This window comes from Streptomyces sp. NBC_00557 (assembly GCF_036345995.1).
Lineage (GTDB): Bacteria > Actinomycetota > Actinomycetes > Streptomycetales > Streptomycetaceae > Streptomyces.
In genome coordinates this window covers 3,464,637-3,483,070 of the sequence record NZ_CP107796.1, presented here as the reverse complement: position 1 = coordinate 3,483,070, position 18,434 = coordinate 3,464,637, and the positions used below count along the sequence as shown (strand labels likewise).

19 protein-coding genes are annotated in these 18,434 nt (G+C 73.1%); 12 read left to right on the top strand and 7 right to left on the bottom strand.

All coding sequences use genetic code 11. From position 1 onward, the window contains the following. Positions 1-8: 8 nt before the first annotated feature. Complete coding sequence (locus tag OG956_RS14790) at positions 9-662, top strand: TetR/AcrR family transcriptional regulator (RefSeq protein WP_330338434.1); 654 nt, start codon at positions 9-11, stop codon at positions 660-662. Here the strand turns inward: OG956_RS14790 and OG956_RS14785 are convergent. Further along, on the bottom strand, positions 659-1,474 hold the full coding sequence (locus OG956_RS14785; protein ID WP_330338433.1) for a MaoC family dehydratase: 816 nt from the start codon (positions 1,472-1,474) through the stop codon (positions 659-661). The two genes, OG956_RS14790 and OG956_RS14785, sit on opposite strands and share 4 nt — an antisense overlap. A 267-nt stretch (positions 1,475-1,741) precedes the next feature. Here OG956_RS14785 and OG956_RS14780 point away from each other — a divergent pair, with 267 nt between their 5' ends. Both OG956_RS14780 and OG956_RS14775 read left to right on the top strand, forming a co-directional pair. Continuing rightward, positions 1,742-3,667 carry an AMP-dependent synthetase/ligase gene (locus tag OG956_RS14780; protein ID WP_330342839.1) on the top strand — a complete coding sequence of 642 codons (1,926 nt, stop codon included), beginning with the start codon at positions 1,742-1,744 and terminating at the stop codon, positions 3,665-3,667. 160 nt (positions 3,668-3,827) lie between these two features. Then, positions 3,828-4,712, top strand: coding sequence for a LysR family transcriptional regulator (locus OG956_RS14775; protein ID WP_330338432.1), 885 nt, complete (start codon positions 3,828-3,830; stop codon positions 4,710-4,712). On the opposite strand, the gene OG956_RS14770 is transcribed toward OG956_RS14775, so the two are convergent. After that, positions 4,660-5,136 carry an ATP-binding protein gene (locus OG956_RS14770; protein WP_330338431.1) on the bottom strand — a complete coding sequence of 159 codons (477 nt, stop codon included), beginning with the start codon at positions 5,134-5,136 and terminating at the stop codon, positions 4,660-4,662. The genes OG956_RS14775 and OG956_RS14770 overlap by 53 nt on opposite strands. Before the next feature lie 106 nt (positions 5,137-5,242). Between OG956_RS14770 and OG956_RS14765 the strand changes: the two genes are divergently transcribed. The 5 genes from OG956_RS14765 (at position 5,243) to OG956_RS14745 (ending at position 11,237) form a co-directional block, all read left to right on the top strand. Beyond that, positions 5,243-6,097 carry a helix-turn-helix domain-containing protein gene (locus OG956_RS14765; protein ID WP_330342838.1) on the top strand — a complete coding sequence of 285 codons (855 nt, stop codon included), beginning with the start codon at positions 5,243-5,245 and terminating at the stop codon, positions 6,095-6,097. Continuing rightward, positions 6,094-6,303 carry a DUF397 domain-containing protein gene (locus OG956_RS14760; protein WP_330338430.1) on the top strand — a complete coding sequence of 70 codons (210 nt, stop codon included), beginning with the start codon at positions 6,094-6,096 and terminating at the stop codon, positions 6,301-6,303. Before OG956_RS14765 ends, OG956_RS14760 begins: the two co-directional genes overlap by 4 nt. A gap of 44 nt (positions 6,304-6,347) precedes the next feature. Further along, on the top strand, positions 6,348-7,178 hold the full coding sequence (locus OG956_RS14755) for a hypothetical protein (RefSeq protein ID WP_330338429.1): 831 nt from the start codon (positions 6,348-6,350) through the stop codon (positions 7,176-7,178). Between the two features lie 75 nt (positions 7,179-7,253). Further along, positions 7,254-8,048, top strand: coding sequence for an AfsR/SARP family transcriptional regulator (locus tag OG956_RS14750; RefSeq protein WP_330338428.1), 795 nt, complete (start codon positions 7,254-7,256; stop codon positions 8,046-8,048). A 141-nt stretch (positions 8,049-8,189) separates the two neighbouring features. Then, positions 8,190-11,237 (top strand): AfsR/SARP family transcriptional regulator, encoded by a 3,048-nt coding sequence (locus tag OG956_RS14745; protein ID WP_330338427.1) that lies wholly within the window; start codon positions 8,190-8,192, stop codon positions 11,235-11,237. A gap of 264 nt (positions 11,238-11,501) precedes the next feature. Here the strand turns inward: OG956_RS14745 and OG956_RS14740 are convergent, their stop codons facing one another. The 4 genes from OG956_RS14740 to OG956_RS14725 all read right to left on the bottom strand — a co-directional run bounded on the left by OG956_RS14740 (position 11,502) and on the right by OG956_RS14725 (position 13,684). Continuing rightward, entirely contained in the window at positions 11,502-11,705 is a 204-nt protein-coding gene (locus OG956_RS14740; RefSeq protein WP_330338426.1) for a hypothetical protein, read from the bottom strand. Positions 11,706-11,923: 218 nt separating this feature from the next. Further along, the gene (locus OG956_RS14735; protein ID WP_330338425.1) at positions 11,924-12,598 is read right to left on the bottom strand and encodes a class I SAM-dependent methyltransferase; all 675 of its coding nucleotides are present in this window, start codon (positions 12,596-12,598) and stop codon (positions 11,924-11,926) included. 58 nt (positions 12,599-12,656) lie between these two features. After that, the gene (locus tag OG956_RS14730; protein ID WP_330338424.1) at positions 12,657-12,971 is read right to left on the bottom strand and encodes an AzlD domain-containing protein; all 315 of its coding nucleotides are present in this window, start codon (positions 12,969-12,971) and stop codon (positions 12,657-12,659) included. Next, on the bottom strand, positions 12,968-13,684 hold the full coding sequence (locus OG956_RS14725) for an AzlC family ABC transporter permease (RefSeq protein ID WP_330338423.1): 717 nt from the start codon (positions 13,682-13,684) through the stop codon (positions 12,968-12,970). Before OG956_RS14725 ends, OG956_RS14730 begins: the two co-directional genes overlap by 4 nt. 72 nt (positions 13,685-13,756) lie before the next feature. Between OG956_RS14725 and OG956_RS14720 the strand changes: the two genes are divergently transcribed. Continuing rightward, on the top strand, positions 13,757-14,341 hold the full coding sequence (locus OG956_RS14720; protein ID WP_443065677.1) for a helix-turn-helix domain-containing protein: 585 nt from the start codon (positions 13,757-13,759) through the stop codon (positions 14,339-14,341). Between the two features lie 126 nt (positions 14,342-14,467). Here OG956_RS14720 and OG956_RS14715 read toward each other — a convergent pair whose 3' ends face one another. Next, on the bottom strand, positions 14,468-14,671 hold the full coding sequence (locus OG956_RS14715) for a cold-shock protein (RefSeq protein WP_330338421.1): 204 nt from the start codon (positions 14,669-14,671) through the stop codon (positions 14,468-14,470). Positions 14,672-14,959: 288 nt separating this feature from the next. Between OG956_RS14715 and OG956_RS14710 the strand changes: the two genes are divergently transcribed. The 3 genes from OG956_RS14710 (at position 14,960) to OG956_RS14700 (ending at position 18,384) form a co-directional block, all read left to right on the top strand. Beyond that, a complete protein-coding gene (locus tag OG956_RS14710; protein ID WP_330338420.1) occupies positions 14,960-15,808 on the top strand; it encodes a menaquinone biosynthetic enzyme MqnA/MqnD family protein in 849 nt (282 codons plus the stop codon). A gap of 78 nt (positions 15,809-15,886) precedes the next feature. Then, positions 15,887-17,659, top strand: a complete 1,773-nt coding sequence (locus OG956_RS14705) for a serine/threonine-protein kinase (RefSeq protein WP_330338419.1) — start codon at positions 15,887-15,889, stop codon at positions 17,657-17,659. Next, entirely contained in the window at positions 17,656-18,384 is a 729-nt protein-coding gene (locus OG956_RS14700; RefSeq protein ID WP_330338418.1) for an A24 family peptidase, read from the top strand. Before OG956_RS14705 ends, OG956_RS14700 begins: the two co-directional genes overlap by 4 nt. The last annotated feature ends 50 nt before the right edge of the window (positions 18,385-18,434 follow it).

The following is an 18,434-nucleotide window of genomic DNA, read 5'->3' as shown; positions in this document are numbered from 1 at the left end:
TTGCCCCCATGGGCGGGGCGAGGACCAGGCGGATGCCGCGGGAGGTGCGCGAGCAGCAGATGCTCGACGCCGCGGTACGGATTTTCGGCCGGCGCGGCTACATGGCCGCCTCCATGGACGAGGTAGCCGAACTCGCCGGTGTCTCCAAGCCGTTGGTCTACCTCTACCTGAACTCCAAGGAAGACCTCTTCACCGCCTGCATCCGGCGCGAGGCCGCCGCCCTCACGGAGGCCGTCCGCGCCGGGATCCGCCCGGACCTGCCCGCCGACCGGCAACTCTGGGACGGCCTGAAGGCGTTCTTCGCGCACACCGCCGAGCACCCCGACGCCTGGTCCGTGCTGCACCTGCAGGCGCGGACGCACGGGGAGCCCTTCGCGGCCGAGGTCGCCGCGATGCGCGCGGAGATCGTCGCGTTCGTGACCCGCCTGTTCGCGGTCGCGGCCCGGGAGGCCCACCGCGCCCCCGACCTGCCCGAGCATGAGGTCGCGGGCCTGGCCGAGGCGCTGGTGGGCGCGGCGGAGTCGCTGGCCGCGTGGGCCAACGCGACCCCCGGCGTCACCGCGAGCCAGGCGGCGGCCACCCTGATGAACTTCGCGTGGTCGGGGCTGGGGAATCTGCTGAGCGGCAACGCCTGGACGCCGCAGCGTCCTGACGGCGCCTAGCTCACCTCACCGCACAGGTGCAGCCGGCCGCCGTCGCCCCGCAGCTCGAACCGGCCGGACCCGTCCGCCCCGTAAGCCACCGTCCCCGGCAGCAGCACCGGCGCCAGGAACCGGACCCGCACCTCCGCGGAACCGCGCGTGCCGTGGGCGGCCACGCAACGCGCCGCCGTCCACATCCCGTGCGCGATGGTCCGGGGGAAGCCGAAGAGCCGGGCGGTGAACGGGGACAGGTGGATGGGGTTGCGGTCGCCGGACACGGCGCCGTACCGCCGCCCGATGTCCCCGCCCAGCCGCCACTCGGCGACGACGGGCAGCGGGTCCGGCCGCTCGTCCCGGGGGCCGGCGGCCGCGCCGGTCCGGTGCCGCGCGAGATACGTGCTGCGCGACTCCCACACGACCGCCCCGGCGGCCCGCATCCCGGTGGCCACCGTGACTTCGGTGCCGCGCCGGTGCGGGGCCAGGCCCTCGATGCGCACGGCGAGTTCGTACTCCCCGGTCGCCGGGAGCGGGGCGTGCCGGGTGATCCGGATCGACGTGTGGACGAGACCGAGCAGGGGCAGCGGGAAGGCCCGGTCGGTCATCAGCCGCATGGCCAGCGGGAAGCCGAGGACGTGCGGATAGGTGACCGGGAGGTCGCCGTGGTCGGTGGGGAAGCCGCAGACGCGCTCGTAGGCGGCCAGCCGGTCCTGGTCGACCCGCACACCGGGCCGCACCAGGCGGGTGCGCGGGAAGCCGGCCTCGGGGGAGGGCCGTTTGAACGGGGATCGCAGCGCGCCGCGTACCAGTACCAAGCCGAGACCGTCGGCTGCCATGTCCTGCCCCCACTGCTTACTCTGGAGTAAGTTACCGGCGGTAATGCTACGTCACCAGGGAGCCGACGCTCAAACATGAGCCTTGCTCGCATAACCCCCGAGGTTGCACATCCCCGGCCCGGGACCACCCCCGAACCCGCACAACCCCCTCACGGCCGACCCGTACCATCACCTCCCTAACCTGCGGTAACCCCTTTCCATCGAGGCGCCGCGGGTGCACGCACGCCACAGGAGCCGCCCGTGTCCAGCCCGTTCCCGAACACCCCCGTGTCCCCCGGGCCGACCGTCTCCGCCACCGACTACGACGGCCGGCCGGTTCTCGTGGAGCCCTGGGTCCAGCGGCTGGACGGCGCCGTGCGGGAGGTGTCCGTGCCGCCGTTCGCACCCCCGGTCAAGCACGGCTCGCTCGCGGACCTGCCGTTCGACAACGCGGACGCCGCCCCCGCCGCCGTCGTGCTCAGCCGCAAGCTGGAGGACGGCCGCTGGCGGGACGTCACGGCAGCCCACTTCGCCGAACAGGTCCTCGCCGTGGCCAAGGGGCTGATCGCCGAGGGGCTGGCGCCGGGCGACCGGATCGCCGTCATGGCGCGCACGAGGTACGAGTGGACGCTGCTCGACTTCGCCGCCTGGGCCGCCGGCCTGGTCACCGTGCCGATCTACCCCACCTCCTCGGTGTTCCAGACCCGGTGGATCCTGCACGACTCCGGCGCGGTCGCCCTGATCGCCGAGACCGCCGCCCAGGCCTCCGCCATCGGCCCCGAACTCCAGCACCTGCCCGACCTGCGCCATCTGTGGGTGATGGAGAAGGACCACGTGACCCGGCTCGCCGAGGCCGGGGTGCAGGTGCCGGACGCGGAAGTCGCCGTACGGCGCGGCATGCTGGGCCCCGACACCCTCGCCACGCTGATCTACACCTCCGGCACCACCGGCCGCCCCAAGGGCTGCGCGCTCTCGCACGGCAACTTCTTCGCCGAGGTCGACAACGCCATCGAGCTGCTCTACCCGGTCTTCAAGGCCAAGGACGAGATCCCGTCGGTCCTGCTCTTCCTTCCCATGTCGCACGTCTTCGGGCGCATGGTGGCCATCGCCTGCGTCCGGGGCCGGGTCCGCCTCGGGCACGCGCCGAGCCTGGCCGCCGAGGATCTGCTGCCGGACCTCGCCGCCTTCAGACCGACCTGCCTGCTGACCATCCCGTACATGCTGGAGAAGATCTACAACTCGGCCCGCGCGAAGGCCGAGTCGGGCGGCCGGGGCGCGGTCTTCGACCGGGCCGCGGCGGTCGCCGTCCGCTACGGCGAGGCGCTGGAGGCCCGGCAGACCGGTGCCGGCAGCGGTCCGGGCCGCTCCCTGAAGACGGCCCGCACCTTCTACGACCCGCTGGTCTACCGCAGGATCCGCACCGCCATGGGCGGCCGGGTGCGGCACGTCATCTGCGGCGGCTCCCCGCTCGGCCGGCGCCTCGCCGCGTTCTACGCCGGCGCCGGCATCGATATCTACGAGGGCTACGGCCTGACCGAGACCACCGCCGCCACGACCGTCACCCCACCGCTCAAACCCCGCCTCGGCACGGTCGGCTGGCCGCTGCCCGGCACCCGCGTCCGCATCGCCGCCGACGGCGAGATCCTCGTCGCCGGCGACCATGTGCTGCGCGGCTACTGGGACCCGCAGGCCGGCGGCGTCGTCCCCGCGACCCGGGACGGCTGGCTGCCGACCGGCGACATCGGCGAGCTGGACGACGAGGGCTATCTGACGATCACCGGCCGCAAGAAGGAGCTGCTGATCACCTCGGGCGGCAAGTCGGTGGCCCCGGCCCCGCTGGAGAACTGGCTGCGCCAGCACCCGCTGATCTCCCAGGTGATGCTGGTCGGCGACGACCGCCCGTACATCGCGGCCCTGATCACCCTCGACCCCGACGGCATCGTGCACTGGCGCCAGATGATCGGCAAACACCCGGTGCCGCCCGAACTGCTCGTCGGCGACCCGGAGCTGGAGGCCGTCCTGCAGCGCGCCATCGACGAGGCCAACAAGCTGGTGTCCCGCCCCGAGTCCATCCGCCGCTTCACCGTCCTGCCCACGGACTTCACCGAGGAGGCAGGGCACCTCACCCCGTCGATGAAACTGCGCCGCGCGCAGATCATGGCCGACTTCGCGGCCGAGGTGGAGGCCCTGTACGGCCCGGCCACCGGCCCCTGAGCGGGCCGAGGACCCTCTCCTGAGGGTCGGCACCCGCTCCTCGCGCGCGGAGCGGGTTGCCGCCCGGACCGGCCGTGTCCCGTCAGTGATCCTCGTACGCCCCTGACATCCAGTCAATCCTTGGGTTTAGTGTCCAGACCCAAGGGACAGCTTGGGTGTTGTGACGCTCGACGACCTCCGTGTGTTCGTGGCCGTGTGCCGCGCCGGCAGCCTCAGTTCCGTCGCCCGGGACCTCGGCTGCACCCAGTCCGCCGTCAGCCAGCACGTCAAGCGCCTGGAGCGGGAGACGGGGACCGCGCTGCTGGAGCGGCTGCCCAGGGGAGTCCTGCCGACCCAGGCCGGGCGGATACTGGAAGCCGCCGCCGCGGAGGGCATCTCCGGGCTCGACATCGCCGTACGGCGGCTGCGCGACCTCGTGGACGGGCACAGCGGGTACGTCCGCGTCGCCACCGGCGCCACCACCGTCCGGCACTTCATGTCCGACGCCGTGGTCGCCTTCCGCCGCCGCCACCCGCAGGTCAACCTCGAGTTCCGCACGGTCAGTTCGGGACGCGGCACCTTCGACGCCCTCGCCGACGGCACCCTGGACCTGGCCTGGATCACCGTCGGCTCCCCGGTGCGCGGCATCGAGCAGCGGACCGTCGCCGAACTGCCCTGGGTGCTCGCCGTCGCCGCCGACGACCCCCTCGCCGGGCGCCCCCGTCTCGACGCGGCCGAGCTGACCGGCGTACGGCTGATCCGGCTGCCCCCGAACTCCACCTCGGCCGTCCACCTCGACGCGGCCTGCGCCGAGCTGGGCGTCCGCTTCACCTACGACACGAGCGTCGCCGACTGGGACACGGCCCTGCTCCTCGCCGAGCTGGGCGTGGGCCGGGCGGTCGTCCCCGCCGTACCCGGCCTTCCCGTGCCCGGCACGGGCGCACTGCGGCTCGTCCCGCTGCCCGGCCTGCGCCCGCTGCCGGTCGGCTGGGCCGTCCGCCGCTGGGACGCCCTCAGCCCTCCGGCACGGGCGTTCGCTGACACGGTCGCCGCTGCCCGGGGCTGAGCGGGAGCTCCGCCCAGACCGTCTTGCCGACGGTCCGCTCGGTGACGCCCCATCGCGCGGAGAGGACGAGGACGACCACGAGCCCGCGCCCGTGCCCGTCCTCCGCCCCGCCGTCCCGCAGCCGTGGCGCCCTGTCCCCTCGGGCGTCGCTCACCTCGATACGCAAGGTGTCCTTCTCCCGCAGCAGCCGCAGCCGCAACTCGAAGTCCCGGCCGGGCACGCGACCGTGGGTGACGGCGTTCGAGGCCAGCTCCGACACCAGCAGCTGTGCGGTGCCGTTCTGCTCGCTGTCGTGGGGATACCCCCAGGTGGCGAGCTGCTGACCGGTGAGCCGCCGGGCCAGCCGCGCGCCGAGAGGGGTGGCGCTGAGGCGCTGGACGAGTTCGGTGGCGTCGGTTGCGGGGGTGGAGATTTCTACGTTCACGTCACCGAGAGTGGTCGGTTCTCCCTACGCTGACCAGGGGACGCCCGGCGACTGAGCGTAGTCGTACGGGTGCGATCGGTTTGGTGTACGTGAGTCGGAGGTGACGGTGGAGGAACGCAGGCCGGAGACGCCCGCCGAGGCGAACGGATCGGCGACTGTCTTCGTCGTACTGGGTAAGCAGTTGAAGCTGCTGAGGGAGAAGGCGGGCCTGAACCAACGGGAGTTCGGCGACCTGGTCGGCTACGGCCCCGACCAGATCTCGGCCATGGAACGAGGGGTACGGACACCGAGGCCGGAGTTCCTGAAGAGGGCGGACGACCTCCTCAACGCCGGCGGGCTGTTCACCGAGGTCATCCCGCAGGTCGAGCAGGCGATGAGCAGGGCGCGGACACGGCATCCGGAGTGGTACCGGAGTTACGCGGCGATGGAGGCGGAGGCGGTGGAGCTGCACCACTACAACAATCACGCGGTGCAGGGCCTCTTGCAGACTGAGGAGCACGCACGAGCCGTGTTCGCCCAGCGGCGGCCGTTTCTCGATGAGGAGACCATCGAGAAACGGGTGGCTGACCGTCTCTCTCGCCAACAGGTCTTCCAGCGGTATCCCCGGCCCATCGTCAGTTACATCCTGGAAGAGGTAGTGCTCGACCGGCCGATCGGCGGGCGGCGTGTCCACGCCGAGCAGCTGCGCCACCTGGTCAACCTCAGCCGTATGCAGAATGTCGAGATCCAGGTGATGCCGACGAACATGGAGGAACACCCCAACCTAGGGAGCGCGTTCAACCTCCTGGTACCTAAAGGGCATGGCCAAGTGGCGTATGTGGAGGCGCAGGGATTCCCCCAGCTCATCACAGACCGGGAGGAGGTCCGGAAGATCGCCGACCGCTATGGGACCATGCGCGCAATGGCACTCAGTCCCAGGGAGTCCCGCTCCCTGATCATTCGGAAGCTGGAGGAGCTGTGAGCGTCGAGGACCTTGCTTGGTTCAAGTCCAGCTACAGCGATGGCGAAGGCGGCGATTGCCTAGAAGTGGCCGCGCACCCCACCGCCATCCACATCCGCGACTCCAAGACCCCCACCGCCCCCCACCTCACGGTCAGCCCCGCGGCATGGTCGGCCTTCGTTTCCTCGGGAACCGACCGGGACCGGATCGGTAACCCCCGTTCGTAGCCTGCCTTTCCACCCTCGCCGACTCCGTCCCCCCGAGCAGAGGTATGAAAGAAGACAACGAGGTTCGCCGGATCTTCCTGCTGAACCCGGACCAGCGTCTCCTCCGTGAAGCCGCGCGGACCGGCGTCCAGGTCCGGTCCGCCGAGGCCGACCCGCTGGACGAGCGGGCGCTGCGCCCCGTACTGGACGAGGCCGCCGCGGCCGGGCTGTTCGTCAACCCGGCCCGTTCCCTCCGTGTGCTCGCCGACCCGGACGCCGTACGGCGGCTCGTCCGCGACAACCGGCTGTCGCCGGACGCCGCCGGGCCCGCCACGGGCGGCACACGGCTCAGCGTGGAGACGCTGAGCGTGCACGGGATGCACCAGACCGTGGGGATCACGGCCCGCATGCCGTACGGGCTGCTGTACCCGGCGCCGCTGACGGAGGACACCGCGGCCGAGGTGCGCGCCGTGGTGACCGCCCTGCTGGATCTGACCGGATACCAGTACGGGCCGGCGCACACGAACGTCGAGCTGACCGCGCACGGGCCGGTGATCACCGGCTGCCGTGCGGGACTGGCCAGGGACCCGGTGCCGGAGCTGCTGAAGGCCGCCGGCGGGTTCGATCTGGCGGCCGGGGCCGTGCAGGTGCTGGCCGGGCGGCTGGTGGACACGGTCCGGCCGGGCCGGTACGCGGCGGCGGCCGTGCTGAATCCGCCGTGGCGGCTGGAGACCGGCGAGGTGGGCGTGCTGCCGCACGTGCGGCACGTGTCACCGCCGGACTCGCTGCGCCCCGGGCATCTGGTCGTGCACGCGGACTCGCCCGAGGTGGCGGCCCAGCGGGTGACGTCCCTGACGGAGCTGGTGACCGGGAACGGATCGGGAACGAACCGGTAGAGCCGCGCCGCACTGTTGATACGTCGCCGGAATCAGGACGACGACGCCAGCGACGTCGACAGGAGGCCGAGTCAGGTGCTGAAGTTCTCGATCCTCGGGGCACTGCAGATCCGTACCGTGGCCGGGCCCGCGGAGATCTCCGGCGATCTGCAGCGCGTCCTGGTGCAGACCCTGCTGGTCAGCGAGAGCCGTCCGGTGTCCGGGGAGAGCCTGGTCGAGGAGATGTGGGGCGAGGCCGTACCCGACAACCAGGCGAACGCGCTGCAGGCGCACGTCAGCAGGCTGCGCCGCAAGCTGCGCGCGCTGGAGCCGGACCGGCCGGCCTCCCGGGTCACCATCCACCCCTCCGGCTACCGGCTCGTCGTCGCCGACGGGGAACTGGACGCGGCGGAGTTCGTCGGGGCGGTACGGCAGGCGGAGTCGGCCTCGCCCGACGACGCGGCGCACGTGGCCCGGCTGCTCGGCGAGGCGCTCGGCCTGTGGCGCGGTCCGGTCTTCGGAGGCTTCCCCGGCGGAACCCTGTGCCAGCTGGCCGGGGCCCGCTACGAGGAGTACCGGATGCGCGCGATGGAGCTGCGGTTCGACGCCGAGCTGCGGCTCGGCCACCACGCGGCCGTGCTCGCCGAGCTGGCCGAGGCGCACACCAACCACCCGCTGCGCGAACGCTTCTGCGAGCAGCTGATGGTCGCCCTGTACGGCTCGGGCCGGCAGGCCGACGCCCTCGACGTCTTCCGGCGCATGCGCGGCCGGCTCGACGCGGAACTCGGCATCGAGCCGTCCCCGGCGCTGCGCAAGGTGGAGAGCGCCATCCTCCGCCACGATCCGGCACTTGCCCCGGACATGGGCCCGGTCCTGCTTCAACTGGCTTGAAAACACTGCTCGTCCGGCTCGTACCGAGAGACGTCGGGCGGTAGCGTGGAGATGCCTTCACGCGCCTCCCGGTTCGGGTACAACCTAGGATTGGCCCGAACTCACGGGCTGGGCGACGAAACGTAGCGGGGGGAACGGTACGTGGAATCGGCGGCATTGGGCCATCCTGTCGTACGGTTCAACATCCTCGGCCCGCTGGAAGGCTGGCACGGTGAGCACCGGGTGCGACTGGGCAGCCCCACGCAGGAGCGGGTGCTCGTCACCCTGCTGCTGGAGCCGGGCCGGATGGTGCCGCTCAGCCGGCTGGTGGCCGCCGCCTGGGACGAGGAGCCGCCGCAGACCGCGGGCCACCAGGTCCGCAAGGCCGTCGCCGCGCTGCGCACCCGCATCCCGGACGGCACCCGGCTGATCGTCACGGACGGCCCCGGATACCGCGCCGTCCTCGGTGAACACCAGCTGGACCTGCACGAGTTCGGACAGTGGTCCCGGCAGGCCCGGCAGGCGATGGCCGACGGCCGGCCCGAGGAGGCGGTCGGCCATCTGCGGGCCTGCCTGGACCTGTGGCGCGGCCCGGTCATGGCCGGCGCCGGCGGCACCGTGATCTCCGCCGCCTCCCTGGCGCTGGAGGAGCGCCACATGGCGATCGCCGAGCAGTACTACGAGCTGCAGCTCGAACGCGGCCAGTCCGCCGAACTCATCGGCCCGCTCCGGGAGCTGGTGACCGCGCACCCGCTGCGGGAGACCCTGCGCGGCCGGCTGATGCTGGCCCTGTACCGGGCCGGCCGGCAGGCGGAGGCGCTGGAGGAGTTCGGCCGGGTGCGCGAGCTGCTCGTGGAGGAGCTGGGCATCGACCCGGGCGTCGAACTCACCGGGCTGTACGAGGCGATCCTGCGCGACAGCCCCGAGGTCGCCCCCCGCCTGCCGCAGTCCGTGGCCGACCGCGCCGCCCTGCTGCTGCCGGCCCCGCTCGCCGGAACCGCCGGCCCCGAGGCCGCGCCCTGCACCCTGCCCTACGACCTGCCCGACTTCACCGGCCGCGACGAGGAACTGGCCCGCCTGCTCGAGGTGGGCCGGGCCCCGGCGGGCGGGGGCACCCGGATCATCGGTGTGGACGGCATGGGCGGCAGCGGCAAGACAGCGCTCGCCGTGCACGCCGCCCATCTGCTCGCCGCCGACTACCCCGACGGGCAGCTCTTCGTCGACCTGCGCGGTTTCAGCCCCGGCGAGAAGGCCCAGGAGCCGGGCGCCGTGCTGCACTCGCTGCTGCGCACCCTGGGCGTCCCCGACGAACGCATCCCGGACGACCTGGAGCGGCGTACCACTTTGTGGAGAACCGTTTCCGCACAGCGGAAGCTGCTGCTCGTCCTCGACAACGCCGCGGGCGCCGCCCAGGTACGGCCCCTGCTGCCCGCCTCCGAGGACTGCCTCGCCGTCCTCACCGGCCGGGTCCGCATGCTCGACCTCGACGGCGCCGAGTGGCTCTCCCTCGGACTGCTCTCCGCCGACGACAGCGTCACCCTGCTCACCCGCATGCTCGGCGCCGACCGCACCGGCGCCGAACCCCAGGCCGTCGCCCGGCTCGCCGGCCTGTGCGGCGGGCTGCCCCTCGCGCTGCGCGTCACCACCGCCCGGCTGCGCAACCGGCCCCGCTGGACCGTGCAGTACCTGGTCGACCGGCTCGCCGACGAGACCCGGCGGCTGCGCGAGCTCAGCGCGGGGGAGCGCAGCGTCGAAGCCACGCTCCGGCTGTCGTACCAGGCCATGGAGCAGGAGCAGCGCGCCGCCTTCCGGCTGCTCGGGCTGCACCCCGGCAGCGCCATCGACGTCCACTCGGCCGCCGCCCTGCTCGGCGCCGCCGCCCATGACGCCGAGGACGTCCTGGAGGACCTGCTCGACGCGCATCTGCTGGAACAGCACGAGGCGGGGCTGTACGTCTTCCACGACCTGGTGCGGACGTACGCGATGAGCGTGCGGGAGGCGGAGGACGACGCGGAAGGCGCGGTGGAGCGGCTCGTCACGTACTACACGCTCGCCACCGACCAGGCCTGCGAGATCCTCTTCCCCGGCCGCAACCGCTACGGCGACGTGCCCGAGCCGGGCGCGGCCGAACTGCCCCGCCTGGACGACGACGAGCAGGCGCTGTGCTGGTTCGACCGGGAGCGCGAGGCGCTGCTCGCGGTCGTCGCCCAGGCGGGCACGCACGGCATGCACCGCACCGCCGCGCTCCTCGCCCGCAACGTGCTCTTCTACCTCCATCTGCGCGGCCACTACCAGGAGTTCCGCGTCGTCAACCGGGTCGCGGTGACCGCCTGCCGGCAGCTCGACGACCCGGTGCTGCTGAGCCTGAGCCTGTGCAACCTGGCCGTGGGCCAGTGGTGGCTCGGCCACTTCCACGACGGCATCACCACCGCCCAGGAGGCCCTGGAACTCGTCCACGGCACCGATCCGCGGACCCGCGCCTTCAGCATCGAGGTGCTCGGCCTGCTGCACGGGGCGCTCGGCGACTTCGACGAGGCCCGCGCCTACCTCACCCAGGGCATCGCCCTGCACCGGGAGCTGGGCATGGACCGGGCGGAGGCGGAGGCGCTGGTCAACCTCAGCACCGTGCAGACCTGGTCGGGCCACTACGCCCAGGGCGCCTCGCTCGCCGCCCGCGCCACCGAGCTGAACCGGCGCCTCGGCGAACGCAACCACGAGATCTCCTCGCTGGCCTGGCTGGCGCTGGCCCACTTCGGCCTCGGCGAGGACGAACGGGCGCGGGCCGTCCTGTCCCAGGCGCTCGAACTGTGCGACGAGTCCCGCCAGCCGGGCAACGTGGCCTTCGTCCTCGCCCACTGGGCCCGCGTCTGCCAGCGCTTCGGCGAGGTGAGCCTGGCCGCCGAACACGCCGAGCGCGCCCTGGACCTGGTCGCCACCGGCGGCACGGTGCTGCGCCAGTCGTCCGTGGTGAACGTGGTGGGCGCGGTCCAGCTGCGCGCCGGCGCGGCCGACCGCGCCATGGAACTCCACCGCCGCGCCCACGAACTGGCCACCCGCCTCGGCTACCGCATCGAGATCGCCCGCGGCCTGCACGGCATGGCCGAGGCGGCCGAGGCCCTGGGCGACGGCCGAACGGCGTCCCGGCATCTGCGGGCGGCGCAGGCGCTGTACGACGCGATGGGGGTCACGGAGGCGGGACGGCGGTTGTAGCGCGGATGCCCGGGCCGGCCGACGGCCGGTGATCCCGGAGTCCCCGGAGTCCCCGGAGTCCCCCGGAGTCCCCGGTGTTCCCGGTGTGCTCGTGGAAACGGCACCGGCCGGGGGATGAGCCCGGACGGTGCCGTGGTCGCTGCGCTGACCGGCGCGCGGGGCGCGGTGCGGTCAGTGGCCGACGCTGAAGGTGAACCTTGAAGCTGAAGCGCTGAAGCGCTGAACGCCGAAGCGCCGGTTGCTGAACGCGGGGCGCCGGGTGCGTCAGCGTGCGACGACGAAGGGGTCGCGGTCGTCCGCCAGGGCCGGGCCGGGGTGCGCCGGGTGACCGGTGAGGTCCGCGGCGACGCGCACGAGCGGGCCCGGCACACCGGCCGCCGGAACGGCCGCCGCGGCGCCGAGCGCGATGACGCCCGTGCCGGTGAGCGCGACCAGAACCGTCTTCGTACGCGATGCGATGGCACGCATGTGGAAACCCCCAGGAAGAGACGGATCGGCGGTGACGGATCACAGGAGCGGATCGTCATCCGGCCGCCGGCTGCTCCCCGGCGACGCGACTGATGCTCTTGGCCGCCGATCCCCATGCCTTCCCCGCTGGTTCCCGGAGCAGGTCAGCCCACCGGTACTCCTGGTTTCAAGTGATTCTCGAGTGGTCCTCGAGCGTTTCTCCAGCGGTTCTCGAGCGCTCAAAATCGCTCTTGCGCGCCTGCCCGGCCGGAGTGCTTACGGGCGAACAGAAACGCCTGCGGGCTGGACTCCCCGGCCCGCTCGTCCGATGCGCGCACGGTGCTGGAGCCGAGCGCGAACCCGGCGTCCTCCAGCAGCCCGGCGATCCGCTCGGGGCGGCGCCGGTGGAAGTCCAGGACGACGGGGTGGCCCCACGGCTGGTCGTGCCGCCGCGTCTCCTCGCCCACCTGGAAGGCGAGGAGCAGGTGTCCGCCGGGCCTCAGCACCCGGTGGAACTCGGCGAACAGAGCGGGAAGTCCGTCGACGGGGGTGTGGATGCTCGAGTACCAGGAGACGGCGCCGGCGAGCGAGCCGTCGGCGAGGTCCAGGTCCAGCATCGAGCCCTGCCGGAAACGCAGTTCCGGATGGCGGCGGCGGGCGACGGCGAGCATCGACTCGGACAGGTCGATCCCGAAGACGTCGACACCGAGGGAGGCGAGATACGCGGTGGCCACGCCGGTTCCGCACCCGAGGTCGGCGACGCGTCCACCGTCGCCCACCATCTCGGCGAACCCGCCGAGCAGGGCCCGCTCCAACGGCCTCTCGCGCAGGTGGTCCCGGAACTGCTCGGCGTAGTCCTCGGCTACGGCGTCGTAGAAGGTACGGGTGGCAGCAAGAAAGTCGTCCTCGATCACGCCGCGCGACGCTACAGCCCGGCACCGACAACCCTGTCGCCCCGGGCGGGTGGGCGAGTCAGGCGACTCCGGTCGCCCTCAGCAACGCCGTCACCCCCACCGCCCCCAGGACCACCATGACGAACGGCGCCCTGAACCACGCCAGCAGCACGCCCGCCGCCACGCCGCCCACCCGGGCGGCCCCGGCGAATCCCCCGCCCTCGGTCAACGCCCCCGTGCCGGCCAGCGCCACCAGCAACACCACCGCCCCGGCCGACGCAAGCTCCGTCACCCGCTCCGGTATCGCGACGCGTCCGTGCAGCACCGGCCCCACCAGCCGCAGCGCATACGTCCCCACGGCCAGCACGAGAATCACGACGACACCGGCACTCATTCCGCGCCGTCCGCTCCGCCCCGCCGACGGCGGAAAAGCAGCAGCCCGCTCAGGGCGAGCAGCACCGGCACCCCGGACGGCACCGCGGGCGTGACCGCCAGAGCCACCACCGCCCCGGCCAGCGCGCACCGCCGTACCACCGCATCGGCCCGCACCTGAGGCAGCACCAGCGCCACCAGCACGGCCGGAAACGCCGCGTCGAGCCCGTACCGCGCCGTGTCCCCCAGCGCGCCCCCGGCCAGCGCGCCGCCGAGCACCCCGGTGTTCCACACGGCGAACAGCCCGAGCCCGGAGATCCAGAACGCCTGCCGCCGTCGTACCGGATCGTCCTGGGCGAGAGCGAAGGCGACGGTCTCGTCGGTGACCAGATGCGCCCCGAGGAACCGGCTCGCCCGCCCGCTCCCGAGGACGTCCGCCACCGCCAGACCGAACGCGGCCGTACGGGTGTTGAGCAGCAGCCCCGTCGCCGCCGCGGCGGCCGGACCGCCCCCGGCGAGCAGCACCCCCACCGCGCTGAACTGGGCCGACCCGGCGTACACCACCAGGGACATCACCACCGGCACCCACACCGGCAGCCCCCCGGCGACCGAGACGGCCCCGAAGGACACGCCGACGACACCGGTGGCGAGCCAGACGAGCGAGCTGTCCCGCACCAGGGACATGGCACCGGAGTGCTCCGGATCCTCCACGCGTGTTCGCTGCACCGAACGCATGTTTTCTACAATGGACAGTGACGCACCCGTCCGTCAAGCCGAACGATCGTACCGATGGAGCGAACGAACGCCATGTCCGAGCCGCCGCTTCCCCGGCCCCCCGCAGCCGCCCGCCTCCCGCTGGAATGGATCGCCGCCTCGCTCAAGCGGGAGCGCACCCGCACCGGCCTGTCCCTCTCCGAGCTGGCCAAACGCGCCGGCATCGCGAAGTCCACGCTCTCCCAGCTGGAGGCGGCGAGCGGCAACCCGAACGTGGAGACGCTCTGGGCGCTCGCGGTCGCGCTGGGCGTGCCGTTCAGCACCCTGGTCGAACCGCCGGCGCCGAGCGTGCGGGTGATCCGGGCCGGCGAGGGCCCGTCGGTCGCCTCGGGGCAGGCCGCCTACGTCGCCACCCTGCTGTCCGCGAGCCCGCCCGGGGCCCGCCGGGACATCTACCGCCTGTGCGCCGAGCCCGGCGCGGCCCGCGTCTCCGAACCCCACATCCCCGGCACGGTCGAGCACCTGATCGTCGCCTCGGGCCGGGTGAAGGCGGGTCCGGCGGGGGAGGAGGCCGAACTCGGCCCCGGCGACTACATGACCTGCCGGGGAGACGTGCCGCACTCCTACGAGGCGCTGCTGCCGGGCACGACTTTCCTTCTCGTCATGGAGCACACGTAGAGAATTCGCCGGAAATTCATCAGTGCGATGACGGCGGAAAAGGGCAGGAGCCCCGTCGCCGGAACGGCGCGGGGCTCCTTGGGTACTGCTCTCAGGTTCTGCGACCAGGGCGATCGGATCAGAAGATCAGATCGCGGTGACGTTCTCCGCCTGCGGGCCCTTCGGGCCCTGCGTGACGTCGAAGGACACCGCCTGGTTCTCCTCGAGGGAGCGGAAGCCAGTGGCGTTGATCGCGGAGTAGTGAACGAAGACGTCGGGGCCGCCGCCCTCCTGGGCGATGAAGCCAAAGCCCTTTTCGGCGTTGAACCACTTAACGGTTCCGGTAGCCATAAGCCCTCCTTGGGCTCAAAAAGGGTTGCCCTGCTCCAGAACCTGCAAGTGTGAAACTGGTGCTGCACAACTGCATACGTCTGAAAACGACGAGAGCCCGCGGTCACATGCTCCGCAGGCTCTGTACTGCAAGGGAAACCAAACTGCAACTTGCGGCAAGCCTAGCATCCGTGCAGCCGAATGCAATAGAGGTCAAGATCACGTCACCCGGATGTTTGAACCGCCGCTAACCCGTTCGGCGGTGGGGCCGGTACCGGCACCGTACAGGACGGGGTCTAGTCTCGCGATGTGGACAATTCTCGCACCCGGCCGCGCGTCGGCCACATCCAGTTCCTGAACTGTCTCCCCCTCTACTGGGGCCTGGCGAGAACCGGCACCCTGCTCGACTTCGAGCTCACCAAGGACACCCCGGAGAAGCTCAGCGAGCAGATCGTGCGCGGCGACCTCGACATCGGCCCCGTCACCCTGGTCGAGTTCCTGCGCAACGCCGGCGACCTGGTCGCCTTCCCGGACATCGCCGTCGGCTGCGACGGCCCGGTGATGTCCTGCGTGATCGTCTCGCAGGTTCCGCTGGACCGGCTGGACGGCCGCCGGGTCGCCCTCGGCTCGACCTCCCGCACCTCCGTCCGCCTCGCCCAGCTGCTGCTCGCCGAGCGCTACGGCGTCCACCCCGACTACTACACCTGCCCGCCCGACCTCAGCCTGATGATGCAGGAGGCCGAGGCCGCCGTCCTCATCGGCGACGCGGCGCTGCGGGCGAACCTGCACGACGGCCCGCGTTTCGGCCTGGACGTGCACGACCTCGGCACGCTCTGGAAGGAGTGGACCGGCCTGCCGTTCGTCTTCGCGGTGTGGGCGGCACGCCGGGACTACGCGGAGCGCGAGCCGGCCATCACCCGCAAGGTGCACCAGGCCTTCCTCGAGTCCCGCAACCTCTCCCTGGAAGAGGTCGCCAAGGTCGCCGAACAGGCCGCCCGCTGGGAGGCCTTCGACGAGGAGACCCTCGCCGAGTACTTCACCACCCTCGACTTCAGCTTCGGCCCGGCACAGCTGGAGGCCGTCGCCGAGTTCGCCCGCCGCGTCGGCCCGACCACCGGCTTCCCGGCGGACGTGAAGGTGGACCTGCTGCAGCCCTGAGCGCACGTCACTAGGCTGCCTCCCACAGGCGCTCGAGTCGGCGGCGCCGGGGTCGCCAGGCGGTGGGGGGAGCACGGCATGCAGCCGTTGGACGCGGACGAGCCGGCCGCCGTCGGGCCGTACCGGCTGCTCGGCCGGCTGGGCTCCGGCGGCATGGGCCGGGTCTACCTCGGCCGCAGCGCGGGCGGCCGTACGGTCGCCGTGAAGGTCGTGCACCCGCACTTCGCGCAGGACGAGGAGTTCCGCGCGCGGTTCCGGCGCGAGGTGGCGGCCGCACGGCGGGTCGGCGGCGCCTGGACGGCGCCCGTCCTCGACGCCGACCCGGACGCGGCCGTCCCGTGGGTCGCCACGGCGTACGCGGCCGGCCCCTCCCTCGCCGCCGCCGTCGCCGACACCGGCCCCCTGCCCGCGCACACCGTACGGGCCCTCGGCGCGGGCCTCGCCGAGGCGCTCGCGGCCGTGCACGAACTCGGGCTCGTGCACCGGGACGTGAAGCCGTCCAACGTCCTGCTGACCCTGGACGGGCCGCTGCTCATCGACTTCGGCATCGCCCGGGCCATGGCCGGCACGGCATCCCTGACCTCCACCGGCGTGTCCATCGGCTCGCCCGGCTACATGGCCCCCGAGCAGATCCTCGGCAAGGGCGCCACCGGCGCCGCCGACGTCTTCTCTCTCGGCGCGGTCCTCGTCCACGCGGCCACCGGTGAACCGCCCTTCCGCGGCGACACCTCGGCCGCGCTGCTCTACAAGGTCGTCCACGAGGAACCCGAACTCGGTCCCCTCACCGGTGAGTTGCGGGAGCTGGCGGCGGCCTGCCTGGCGAAGGACCCGGCCACCCGCCCGGCCCCGGCCGACATCGGCCGCCGCCTCGCCCCCGAAGGCGCCGGCCGCCTGATCTCCGGCGGCTGGCTCCCCGGCCCCCTGGTGGAACAGGTCAGCCGCAGCGCCGTACGCCTGCTGAACCTGGACACACCGAACACGGGGGAGCCGGTGCGCTCGGGACCGGTGGCCTTCGACACGCCCGCGGTGACGGGTCCGGCGGTCCTGCCCGCCCCCAACCCGGCGAGCCAGAGCGGCACCTTCGGCCCGGCACCGGTGATGCATGCCGGGGGCCCACCGCCCATGCCGCCCGGCCCACCAGGGGTTCCCCTGCCCGGGGCTCCACCGAAGACGGCGGCCGGTGCGGACGGGGCCGCGCCCGGGGCGCCGACCGTCGTGCCCGGACCACGGGACGCGGACGCGCCCGGCCGGCTCTCCGTCAGCGTGGCGGCGGCCTCCGCGCCGGGGGACGGCGGCCGCGGGCGCAGGCTGAGCTGCACGGTCGTGCTGGCGGTCGCCGGGGCGCTGGTCGTGGGCGGCCTGGGGGCAGGGCTGCTGCTGCGGCCCTGGTTCCACGACGACACCGCGGGGGGCGAGGGCAGCCGTCCCCCGGTCTCGACGGCGCCGTCGGCAGCCTCCAGCGACGCCGCCGAGCCAGGCGGCAGGCGCGGCGCGGTCCCGGCCCGCTACCTCGGCACCTGGGAGGGGCAGGCCGCCGCCCTCGGCGGCAGCCTCCCCGCGGGCACCTTCCGGCTCACCGTCCACCAGGCCGCCGTCGGGCAGGAGTTGGGGCGCCTGCGGCAGACCGACCAGATCGGCGGCGTGTGCACCGACGTCCTCACCCTGAAGAAGGTGACGAAGACCCAGGTCCTCGCCACCTCCAAGGGTGCCGCGGACAACCCCGGCCACTGCGTGCCCACCGCGCACCAGGTCGAGTTGACCCCGGTCGGCGACGATCTCAGGTTCACGTCGGACAGTTCCGCCGAGGGCAACCCGGTGGCCCGTCTGTCGAAGGCCGGTACGGCACGGTGAGCACGGGCGCGCTGGCCGCCGTCGCCGCCCTGTGGGGTGCGCTGGCCGGTGCGCTGCTGCCCCGCGCCGCCTACCGTTTCGCCGTACCGTCCGGTGAACCCTGGCGGGACCGCTGCCCGGACGGCCACCCGATCCGAGGCTGGCTCGGCCGGCTCGCGTGCGGCGCCTGCGGTGCAGCCGCCCGCCGAACGGCCGCAGCCCCCACCGCGGTCGCCACGGCCCTCACCTGCGCCGCCCTCGCCGCCGCCACCGGCGCCCGGCCCGAGCTGGCGGTGTGGCTGCTGCTCGCGCCCGTCGGGGTGCTGCTCGCCGTGGTCGACCTGAGGGTGCGGCGGCTGCCCGATCCGCTGACCCTGCCCCTCGCCGCCGCCGCCCTCGCCCTGCTGGGCCTCGCCGCGCTGCTGCCCGGGCACGCCGGCCACTGGCCCACCGCGCTGTACGGCGCCCTCGCGCTCGGCGCCGGCTACTGCGCGCTGTACCTCGTCAACCCGGGCGGCATGGGCTTCGGCGACGTGAAACTGGCCGTCGGGGCGGGCGCCGTACTCGGCTGGTACGGCTGGCCCACCGTCCTGCTCGGCGCCTTCGCCGGGTTCCTGCTCGGCGCGCTGTACGGCGCGGCGCTCCTCGTCGCACGGCGGGCCGGCCGCAAGACCGCGGTCCCCTTCGGCCCGTTCCTGCTGGCCGGTGCCCTCGCCGGGCTGCTGCTCGGCGCGTGCGCGGCCTGACGTCGGTCCGGGGAAAGCGCTGGCGTAGGCTGGTTCGGTCCGTCCACACC

What these genes read in the sequence shown, in the direction of transcription:
- OG956_RS14720 (WP_443065677.1), top strand. Translation starts at nt 13,757, where the DNA reads ATGTCCGAGCCGCCGCTTCCCCGGCCCCCCGCAGCCGCCCGCCTCCCG.
- OG956_RS14790 (WP_330338434.1), top strand. Translation starts at nt 9, where the DNA reads ATGGGCGGGGCGAGGACCAGGCGGATGCCGCGGGAGGTGCGCGAGCAG.
- OG956_RS14725 (WP_330338423.1), bottom strand. Translation starts at nt 13,684, where the DNA reads ATGCGTTCGGTGCAGCGAACACGCGTGGAGGATCCGGAGCACTCCGGT.
- OG956_RS14715 (WP_330338421.1), bottom strand. Translation starts at nt 14,671, where the DNA reads ATGGCTACCGGAACCGTTAAGTGGTTCAACGCCGAAAAGGGCTTTGGC.
- OG956_RS14730 (WP_330338424.1), bottom strand. Translation starts at nt 12,971, where the DNA reads ATGAGTGCCGGTGTCGTCGTGATTCTCGTGCTGGCCGTGGGGACGTAT.
- OG956_RS14705 (WP_330338419.1), top strand. Translation starts at nt 15,887, where the DNA reads ATGCAGCCGTTGGACGCGGACGAGCCGGCCGCCGTCGGGCCGTACCGG.
- OG956_RS14755 (WP_330338429.1), top strand. Translation starts at nt 6,348, where the DNA reads ATGAAAGAAGACAACGAGGTTCGCCGGATCTTCCTGCTGAACCCGGAC.
- OG956_RS14740 (WP_330338426.1), bottom strand. Translation starts at nt 11,705, where the DNA reads ATGCGTGCCATCGCATCGCGTACGAAGACGGTTCTGGTCGCGCTCACC.
- OG956_RS14785 (WP_330338433.1), bottom strand. Translation starts at nt 1,474, where the DNA reads ATGGCAGCCGACGGTCTCGGCTTGGTACTGGTACGCGGCGCGCTGCGA.